This is a genomic window from Coleofasciculus sp. FACHB-1120 (assembly GCF_014698845.1).
GTDB lineage: Bacteria > Cyanobacteriota > Cyanobacteriia > Cyanobacteriales > FACHB-T130 > FACHB-T130.
On record NZ_JACJTV010000038.1, the window covers coordinates 42745 to 52521 of the forward strand.

The window sequence follows — 9777 nt, forward strand, 5'->3', positions numbered from 1 at the left end:
GAAATTTAAAGCGGAAAACTCTGTACAAAAGTCGTCTGTACCGCCCCCTGTTCAGCCGGTTCGATCGTATTCATGAGAATAACCGCACTCCGTCCATCTGGAGCTAAGCGCACTTCCCTGAGCGCATATTTCATCGTATTATCGCGGTATGTATTCAGGCTGCTTAAGGTACGTCTCCGATTGTTGTAAATAACCTCTAGTTGCAGGGAAGCACGATCTATATCCGCATCTCCTCCATAGGCAACTGATGGGATATATTTTTGCCGCATCAGTACTTGTAGAGGGTCTTTTTTATTCTTCACTAAAAAGGTATAAACTTCGCTTCCATCTGGGTTGGTGACGCGAGAAAGAGCAGGCAGCCTTCTTCCTGCCGCTGGGCGATTTAATTTTAAGTTGTACCGAATCACCGACGTTTTTTTGAGTAATTGTGTCTCAGCGGCTTGAGTCGTTGGATTTGCAAATTCTTGAGTATTTTCAGTTTCTATACAGCCGTATTCAATACAAGAATTTCTGGAGGCGTTCACAATTTGCAATTGTGCTTTAGGCGCTTCTGTAATCGGATTTCGATAACTTTCCAGGTAGATATAGTGACGGCTATCGGTTGAAAATCCCGATAGTCGATGACTGGTTTTAAAAATTTCTGCGAGTGCGTCTGAAGATATGAAAACCGTCGCGATCGCGGCAAAACTCAGTGAAACTACGGGTAAAGTTTTCATGGCAATCTTATTTTTTTGAAGGCAGAGATTATTTGATTTTAAATTTTAAATTGAGGATTGACAATTTCCGTTAAATTAGCGAAACACTCAGTTCCTGTTAAAGCGTTGCCCGCTTAGATAAGAATCTTCCAAAATCTGAAATTCATTAGGTGAAATTGTAACAACTATTCCTTTAGAGGGATGCTTTTCATCTTTCAACTCGACAATCAAGAAAGTTTATAATCAGCCATCAAACACCCCATTGGCAACAACCAAAGCATCCCCTCCGATCACCCATTTAAAAAAACAGCGATAGAATATCATCCGTTAGCTCTCAACACTCAAGAAAATTTCAGCATGAACTTTTTTACTTACCTGTTGCACCTAGCCGCATCGGGTGCTAGTGCTTACATTGGTGCCCGCCAAATCCGCGATCCTTTAACGCGCCCAAATGTCCTCGCTGGGTTCCAACTGGCAGAATCAGGTTCAGTTCCATTCCTACAAGCCTTGAGCGATCGCGCCGCTGCTGAAGGCGATACGTGGCTAGCTGAAAAACTCGCCCGCCACGCCTCTGATGAGAAGCGTCACGGTCAAATTTTTGCCCAAGCGCTGAAGCGGCTGAACAAGCAAGTCATTGACTTCAAGAAAGCTGCTGAAACCAAGCCAGAGGGTAAGCCAGATGAACGCCGCCGCAGTCCCTTTTTTGAAGCTTACTTTGAAGGATACTCGCAAGAAAGCTTCAAACCGCAGAATATTGACTGGGTGGTGTTCATGGGTAGCACTTATATCCTAGAACTAGATGCCAGCAAAGACTTCGTTCGCATGGCTAACGTGTTACCAGAGGACGAACCGAACAGCGCTAGTTTGAAAAAGGGACTCCTTAGTATCGCCCAGGACGAAACCGGACACGCTGCTTATCTTTTAGAAGCGCTAAAGCGTCGCCTCCCAGATGCAGCGGTAGAAGAGATTGTGGATACGTGGCGGACTCGCAAGGTGAATGCTTTGTTGGCAATGGTGACGAATCTGACGCAGAAAAGCGGACAGATGCCTTCACTGGTTCAGGATGGCGTTCCTACAGAAATGTCTGAGGAAGATTCAGAACTAGCGGTAGCTTAAAACCCTATTCTCTCCTTGTCTCATTTCCTGTAGGGGCAAAGCCTTCGGGCGAATACTTTTGTCGTTGCAGCAAGTTGTTCACCCGAAGGCTTCACCCCTACCATAATCAGGATGCTGTAGCGCGGTTAATTTTGGCGACTTCCTCATCAGACAGATTGACATCGACGGCACGTACAGAGTCTTCAATGCTGGAAACCTTACTTGCGCCAGGGATAGGTACAATGGCTGGAGATTTTGCCCGCAGCCATGCTAGGACAATATTGTAGACAGAAACGCTTTTTTCTTGGGCAAGTTGCGCGATCGCATCAATATCTTCCAGTTTGCCCACGCGACGGCTACCACCCAACGGACTCCAAGGTAAAAACGTTAGTTGTTCCTTTTCGCAATACTCCAGAACTCCGTCCTCCTCCGGCTGACGATTCCAAGGATTGTACTGGTTTTGCACGGAGACAATCTCAACCACATCGCGGGCGCGTTTAATTTGCTCTACTGAAAAGTTAGAGACGCCGACAAACCGGATCGTTCCTTGTTCCACAGCTTCTTTTGCTGGTTTCAGTGACGCTTCAATCGTGTAGTCTGTATCGGGTGGGTGGTACTGCCAAACATCTATCGGCTTTCCCCCCAACGCTTCAAAGCTGATCCGAATTGTCTCTCGTAGATGGTCGGGGTTGCCGTTGCGCGTCCAGCTACCATTGGGGCGCATCAGTCCGCCCTTGGTTGCAACGAGAACATTACTCTTGTCACCTGAATAAGAGGAAAGCGCTTTACTAATTAAGCCTTCGTTGTGGTGCTTATCTGATTCATCTTTGCAGTAGGAATCAGCAGTATCAATCAGCGTCACGCCCAAGTCGAGGGCGCGATGGATGACTTTTATAGATTCTGATTCTGGGGGTCTGCTACTTAAAGACATCGGCATTCCACCCAGAGCGATCGCGCTGATTTTGACACCTGTATGTCCGAGTTCTTTCGTTTCCATTGTTTAATTTTGCTTTCGTCTTCTACCCCTTCAATTGATTAAAGATTGCCGGATAGAAATCGTCTGTCTGACGGTTAGTTCTCAACAAGCGATCGCAAATTCTGTCTATCAACAGTAGAGACGCGGTATTGGCGTGTCCCTAAGTCTAAGAGGGAAATTTCAACTCGACGCACTTGTATAAAATCGCAACGCAAACCGCCAGAAAACCCGCGAAGCAAATAATAGCGCCAACGCCAGAACTCCTGCACTCACCATCCAACCCACCTCAACTCGTCCCAGCATCGCCTCGGCTGGTATCGTTGTTAAAAATGCCACTGGCACTACGAAAGTAAAGAAAAAACGGTAAGCAGCCGGATAAGCAACCATTGGGTATCGCCCAGCTTCCAAAAATCCTCTGAGTACCTCAGTGACGTTGTAGATTTTCACAAACCAGATGCTGGTCGCCCCCAGCATAAACCACAGGCTGTACAGAATTGCGAAACCGAATAGTAGCGGAATCGTACTTAAAAAGTAATCGCTTATTTTTAAACCCAACCGCGCCCCAGCGTAGCCAATTAGCACTCCTCCAAAGACTAAATCTGGCAACCCCCAAGGAGAAAAGGCGCGGGTAGAAAGCCAAAATTGGCTGCTGATGGGCTTCAGCAGCACAAAGTCTAGCGTTCCTTGCTGAACCTGATCGACAATCCGGTTTAAATTTGGCACCAAGAAAGTATTAGAAAAGCCTTGCAGGATGGTAAAAACTCCCAACACAACCAAAGCTTCTTCCCACTTCCAGCCCTCAAAGGTGTAACCATTGCGGTAGAACAAGGACAACCCAAACATACTACCTGCAAGGTTTCCCAAACTACTGAATGCTGCCAGAACAAAATTGACCCGGTATTCCAGTTCGGCAGCGATCGCTGTACTCCAAAATAGCTTTAGTACCCGTAGATATCGTTGCATCTTCTCAAGCTTGCAAGGTGTGCCAATTTGAAAGTAACGCGATTTGCGAATAGCAACACGGCGAAAGCGATCGCGTCTTTAAATCCCACTTTTCTGACGCGGATCGTCGCTGGGAGGATGCCAGCCGCCTTGCACCCAAAACCGACGAGATTTCTGAATAAAACCATCATTATGAAACTCATCATTAAAATCAAGTCGATTGCAAGTAGCTCTACCTGTAGGGGTAATACCTAAAATTTTTATACCGTCTGCTGTTGTCCAGATAAAATGTTCAGCCCACGGTTGCTGACGAGGATTAAATAAGGGTATTTCTTCTTGAGTTTCTGTGTCAATTCCTACTATAAAATTATAACGACGCTCATTACAGCGACGGCAAGCTAAAGCTAAATTTTCAATCTCATCAGACCCTCCCAAAGACTGCGGCAACAAATGCTCTATGGTGAGTAGAGATGTACTCAAAAATTCAGGAGAATGGCAATACTCGCACAAATATTTTGCTCGTTGCCGTACCAACTGCTGGAGCTTATTTGAAATCGTCACGGTTGAGCAGCAATTTGGGCGTTGATGTAGGTAAAAATCATGTCTAATTCTCCTATACCCTCCAGTTCAGCAGCTTCTTCTGGCGTAAGCAGATCAGCCTTTTTTTTATCCAAAAGTTCTTCCATCCGGGACTGGAGTTCTTCTGTGAACTTGAAAAGATTCATATTCTTTACTTTTTCAACTCGGATGCCAGTCGTTAGCCAAGAAGAGGGTCTAATTACTACTGGGGTCATGGCATTTTTATAGTAGCTTTAGTTCGGTTGTACTATTATAGCGATCGCGCCTTCACACTTTATATCTATGAGCGATGGATAGTTAGGGATGCGATCACTTTACTCCAAAATAGCCCTAGTAGGCGCAAGCTTTGTTGCTTTCCCAGAAACGGTTAAAGATAGAATTTGACAAACTTGCTACAGAAAACCATGCAAAAGTTACTTGCTACTGGATTGAATACAGCAGTGGAGCACTCTAATGAATAAACCGACAGGAGATGACATAGGCGACTCAGTAAGTAGTTCGCGGGAAAGTTGGTTTGAGAGAAAGAAAGCCTGGGAGTACATAAGCCGTTACTTTCAAGATGGCAAAAAAGAGATTCGGATCGCCTCCGGTTTTTTTACTATAAGAGGTTGGGGACTGATCCGAAGATACACAACTGGTAAGCGTGTTTACCTCCTGGTTGGTATTGACGACCCCGGCGAAGATCGGGCACGAAAAGCTCTGATTGATGAAATTATGCGCGATCTGCGTACTGGCTTGGACAGAGATCGACGGCAGACCGTGCTTGATTTAGTAAAAAAAATGGAGTCCGGTCGTTTATGCCTTGTAGATGCTAGGGCTACAGATCATCATGCCAAGCTCTACATAGTTGACTGTAAGGTAGCTATTATGGCTTCGTCCAACCTAACTGGACGTGGTTTGATGGAGCAAATCGAGTCTGGCAATGTCATCACTAAACGTCGTGAAGTTGTCGCACTTGCGAATGAGTTTGATAATTACTTTGCACAAGCAAAAGATATCACGCAGGAACTACTAGAAGCCCTCTGGCTCTGGCTAAATTTTGTGCGTCCTTGGGATGTCTATCTAAAAACTATGCTGGCTCTAGAAGACCTTCAGCCTGTCAAGGGAAACTATAAAAAACGTCCTGTTAGTTACCAGATAGACATGATTGCTCAAACGCTCCGTCAAATCCGCGATTTTGGCGGTTCGATGCTAGTAGCCTCTACCGGGCTAGGCAAGACTGTGGTCGCAGTTCATGTGGCGTTGCACCTCCGTGAGGACGACGAGATTGATAATGTCATAGTTATTGGTCCAAAGGCAGTCCGAAACATTTGGAAGCGCGAAATGCGTGATGCTGCTCTACCTTGTGAATATTTTATTCGTCAGGCTTTTGACAAAGAAAGTTCCGCTCAAGATAGTAGCCTTGAATTATTTGAAGAAATTGCAGAGAATATCCACCAACAGCATTGGCTGCTAATCATAGACGAAAGCCATACTTTTAGAAATCGCCACAAGCAAGATTTATTCAATATGAAAAAGCGACCGGCAGAAGCTAGGGCATTTGTCAGGTTGAAAACGCTTTTCAAAGAAAATAAACTCAAGGTACTACTTCTGACTGGCTCTCCTTATGCAAGAAATACTGATAATATAAATAATCAGTTATTTTTATTGCCTCATACTGCTGAAAGCCGTGCTTTATTGGACGATTATGTAGATGATGCACGTTCATGGCACATCAATGAGACTGATGAGTTTATTCACTTACCAGTAGCTTCCCAACTAACTACACCTCACGTAGCGAAATATTACGGTCAACCGGATGGACAAGAGATTTACATCACCTTTGGCGAAGACAAGAAATACATTCCAAAGGTGAAATTACACAGTATTACTTTCCCTCTTCCACTGGAAACAGAACTTACTAAGGCTATTATTAATTGCTACTTTGATCTAAACTCACGTAAGCCAATGTTTAGAGAACTTATAAGGAGATTGGTTAAAATAGCGTGGTCAAGTTCACCTTTAGCAATTCGCGGAGTCCTTGAGAATGTTATTGATACTCCAGGAGGAAAAAATGAGTATAAACTTGGAAAACTAGAGTTTGCATTTACACGCCAGGAAAGACAAAAAATTATATTACCTATAATCGAAAAACTGCATGAGTACAGTTTTGAGAGTGACGCTAAACTAAAATCACTTTGTCTCATTCTTAAAGAGCTTCAGCAGAGGTCAGAAAAGGCTATTATATTTTGCGAACGACGGGCAACTATTATTTACTTGTTACAAGCTTTAGCTAAGTTAATACCTTCCCTGCGTGTAGTCACTACGATAGAGCAGGGAGAGTCTATTCATAAATACGAGATGAAGGAAACCAAAGAAATAGAGAAACTTATTAAACAGTTTGCACCAGTGGCTAACGATGCTGAAGGCAAGTATGAGGAAAATTATGATGTCTTCATTTCAACAGATGCTCATGGGGTCGGTGTCAATATGCAGGATGCGTCTATAGTCATCAATTATGATATTGATTGGACTCCCATTAGTCCAGTCCAGCGTGCTGGTCGCATACTGCGTTTTTGGCATTCTCCTCGAACGGTTGAAGTATATACTTTTATTCCTACTTTGACGGATAAGACAAATCTTGAATATGATTTGGTAGGCATCAGACGTCGCTGGGAAAATCTTATGGCACGTCATGAGGAATCTAGAAAGTTGACTGATTTGTCTGTCTTAACTACCAGGATTACACAAAAAATTAATATGTCAGATGTGGCATCAGAAGTAACTATAAGATCGGGGCAATTAGACCTGGAAGCTATAGCCGATATGGATATCTCACCCTACTTCCAGCACACAGCTAAACTACAGGATAATCGTAACTATGCTGAGACTATTCCTAGTGATATTATTAGTGCCAAAGTTTACTCAGAACATAGCCCTTCAATTTACGTTCTGCTGAATCATAATGGTAAGTATCACGGGCTTGTTTATAATCCTAAAACCAAACAATTGCGTGAGCCGACTGTTGTTAAGCTCCTCGATCTAATTGCCTGCACTGAAGAGACTGAAACGGCTTTGGTTGATTACGACCAAGTTGAAGAATTGAGTGATGCTTGCATTCAAGCTTGGTGTGACCAACAGAGTATTAAACCTGAAGATGTTGTCCGAGAATGCGCCCTGTACCTGAAACCAGAGAATGAGGGGGATGCTGTCAAGGATTGGCTTAATGCTCAATACCCCATCTAGAAACGCGATCGCATTCTTGCCCCTCTTTCTCCCTAAGCCCCCATCCCTGAATATTGTTTCAATCCCCGTCGCCACATCCAACGATTCCAGACAAAAAACAGCAAACACCAACCGAACATTGTCAACAAACCCCGCCCTAAATCCACTGGCAACCCTACCAACAACGCCGCCGGGAAATACACCAGATAGGGGAACGGCGTCCACTGCACCACCTCACGCACCGTTGGCGGAAAAACTTCTAGGGGTGCAACAACGCCAGAAAGAAACAGATACAGCAAATACCAGAATTGCTCAATGGCGCTAGCGCGTTCCGTCCAAAAAGCAAATAGAGCAAACGTGTATTGGATGAGAAAACGGAGTGTGAAGGCGATCGCGACCACCCCAAAAAATAATAAAATTGTCCCCACACTCGGCAACCAAAGAGCCTTCGGGTAGAGGGTGAAAAACAAGATTATCAACCCCCCAATGAACGGTAAACGGGCAAGGCGTTCGGAAAGATGAGAAGCAACGTGATGCCACACCGGGTCTAAAGGTTGCAGCAGTCGAGAAGACAACGTCCCTTGCACCACCTGCTTCTCAAAATCCCAAATCACCCAAACAACCGTAAACTGCCTAACCAGAAAGGCTGCAATGAAATAACGGGCAAAATCTACTGGCGACAGTCCAAATTGCCCGCCTTGCGCTGCTGCCTCCATCCAAATCCCCATCAATATGAAGGGCACAGAACCTGATAGCGCCCACAAAAATAGTTCTGCCCGATACTCCAGCATATGAGCGTAATAAGCTAGCAACAAAGCTTTGGCGGTTCTAATTGCTGAACTCATACAACGACTCCTGCACGAAACACCTGACCGATTACTTCTTCAATCGGCGGGTCAGTTACCGCCAAATCCAATACATCCATTTCCGCCAAAATTTTAGCAACTGTGCGCGTCAGCGCCTCCCGCCGCACCAGCAGCCGCACCACTTGACCTTCTACCGCTTTGATTTCGCCATAAGATTTTAAAGATGCCAAACTTCCCCTTTCTACATCATCTTTCGGTAGCGGATGCGCCAACTCTACTTTCACCTCGCGGTACGGGGCAAAGCGGTCTAGGAGTCCATCCAAACTGCCATCATAAATTAGCTGACCTTGATGAATCAGTAGCACCCGTTGACACAAAGCAGTAATGTCTGCCATGTAGTGGCTGGTTAAGAGAATCGTCGCTCCATAGAGCTGATTGTACTCCCGCAAAAACTCCCGCACCCCTACCTGAGCATTGATATCCAGTCCCAGCGTCGGCTCATCCAAAAACAACACCTTGGGCTGGTGGAGGAGTGCTGCTAGCAACTCAGCCTTCATCCGTTCCCCCAAAGAAAGCTTCCGCACCGGCTGATTCAGCTTGCCTTGCAGTGAAAGCATCTCCGTCAGTTCCCCCACCATCCGCCGAAACTCTTTGTCGGGGATGTTATAAACAGCAGCATTTATCCTCAGCGAGTCCATCGCTGGCAAGTCCCAGAGCAACTGCTGCTTTTGCCCCATCACCAGCGTAATTTGTTTCAAAAAGGACGTCTGACGCTGGAAAGGAACCTGTCCCGCTACACGCACGATGCCTGCGGAGGGATGGATTAACCCCGTGAGCATCTTCAGAGTCGTCGTTTTTCCTGCGCCATTGGCACCTAAAAACCCTACCACTTCCCCAGGTTCAATCTCGAAGGAGACATCTTGAACCGCCTTCACCTCGCGGTAGGTGCGGCGCAGAAAGTGCTGTAATGTCCCCTTAAGTCCGGGTCCTTTGACCGCCACTGGGTAGACTTTGCTCAGTTTCTCAGCCGAGACGATGGGCATTGCAATTCTTGTAGTTTATGGATCTAACTTCATGATCTCAAAGGCGACTGGTTGTTGCTATCCAACTATGGCAAGACTTAAACGGGTATCCTAGATTACTCTCAATTCCAGACCGAGCTTTTCCAATCTCAAGGTATTTACGTTTTTGTCTATCCACGCCATAAACTGCAACGAGAAGTTTGCAAATGTCTGGGGGTTTCAGATGGATGATATCAACGAAAAAGGGCAGAGGTATCCCCCGCCCTAGATAGCGCCGCCTCTCGTTAACTTACGAACTAAGTACCTGGGACTAATTAAATATAAGATGGGATAGGTTCTCTAAACGGAGTGTTCCATTATTTATGCCAGCTCCGATTCGGATTATCTTAAGCGAAGCAGAGGACTCGATGTTGAGCGAGTTGCGAGTTGCCCAAACAGTGCCGCAACGCACTCGTGAC

9 protein-coding genes are annotated in these 9777 nt (G+C 45.5%); 2 read left to right on the forward strand and 7 right to left on the reverse strand.

Going from position 1 to position 9777, the window contains the following annotated elements; genetic code table 11:
* Nucleotides 1–5 precede the first annotated feature (5 nt).
* Nucleotides 6–716: a hypothetical protein gene (locus tag H6H02_RS23255; protein WP_190822257.1), complete on the reverse strand. Its 711-nt coding sequence runs from the start codon at nt 714–716 to the stop codon at nt 6–8.
* A 336-nt stretch (nt 717–1052) separates the two neighbouring features.
* On the opposite strand from H6H02_RS23255, the gene H6H02_RS23260 reads away from it, so the two are divergent.
* Nucleotides 1053–1811, forward strand: coding sequence for a ferritin-like domain-containing protein (locus H6H02_RS23260; protein WP_190822259.1), 759 nt, complete (start codon nt 1053–1055; stop codon nt 1809–1811).
* Nucleotides 1812–1917: 106 nt separating this feature from the next.
* Here the strand turns inward: H6H02_RS23260 and H6H02_RS23265 are convergent, their stop codons facing one another.
* The 4 genes from H6H02_RS23265 to H6H02_RS23280 form a co-directional block, all read right to left on the reverse strand.
* Nucleotides 1918–2787 (reverse strand): aldo/keto reductase, encoded by an 870-nt coding sequence (locus H6H02_RS23265; RefSeq protein ID WP_190822261.1) that lies wholly within the window; start codon nt 2785–2787, stop codon nt 1918–1920.
* 159 nt (nt 2788–2946) lie between these two features.
* Nucleotides 2947–3729, reverse strand: a complete 783-nt coding sequence (locus H6H02_RS23270) for an ABC transporter permease (protein WP_190822263.1) — start codon at nt 3727–3729, stop codon at nt 2947–2949.
* Nucleotides 3730–3807: 78 nt separating this feature from the next.
* Complete coding sequence (locus H6H02_RS23275; RefSeq protein ID WP_190822265.1) at nt 3808–4269, reverse strand: HNH endonuclease; 462 nt, start codon at nt 4267–4269, stop codon at nt 3808–3810.
* Nucleotides 4266–4502 carry a hypothetical protein gene (locus H6H02_RS23280; protein ID WP_190822267.1) on the reverse strand — a complete coding sequence of 79 codons (237 nt, stop codon included), beginning with the start codon at nt 4500–4502 and terminating at the stop codon, nt 4266–4268. Before H6H02_RS23280 ends, H6H02_RS23275 begins: the two co-directional genes overlap by 4 nt.
* A 238-nt stretch (nt 4503–4740) precedes the next feature.
* Here H6H02_RS23280 and H6H02_RS23285 point away from each other — a divergent pair, with 238 nt between their 5' ends.
* A complete protein-coding gene (locus H6H02_RS23285) occupies nt 4741–7512 on the forward strand; it encodes a helicase-related protein (RefSeq protein WP_190822269.1) in 2772 nt (923 codons plus the stop codon).
* 32 nt (nt 7513–7544) lie between these two features.
* On the opposite strand, the gene H6H02_RS23290 is transcribed toward H6H02_RS23285, so the two are convergent.
* Both H6H02_RS23290 and H6H02_RS23295 read right to left on the reverse strand, forming a co-directional pair.
* The gene (locus H6H02_RS23290; protein WP_190822271.1) at nt 7545–8336 is read right to left on the reverse strand and encodes an ABC-2 family transporter protein; all 792 of its coding nucleotides are present in this window, start codon (nt 8334–8336) and stop codon (nt 7545–7547) included.
* Complete coding sequence (locus H6H02_RS23295) at nt 8333–9340, reverse strand: ATP-binding cassette domain-containing protein (RefSeq protein ID WP_190822273.1); 1008 nt, start codon at nt 9338–9340, stop codon at nt 8333–8335. The genes H6H02_RS23290 and H6H02_RS23295 overlap by 4 nt, the downstream gene beginning before the upstream one ends.
* Nucleotides 9341–9777: the final 437 nt, after the last annotated feature.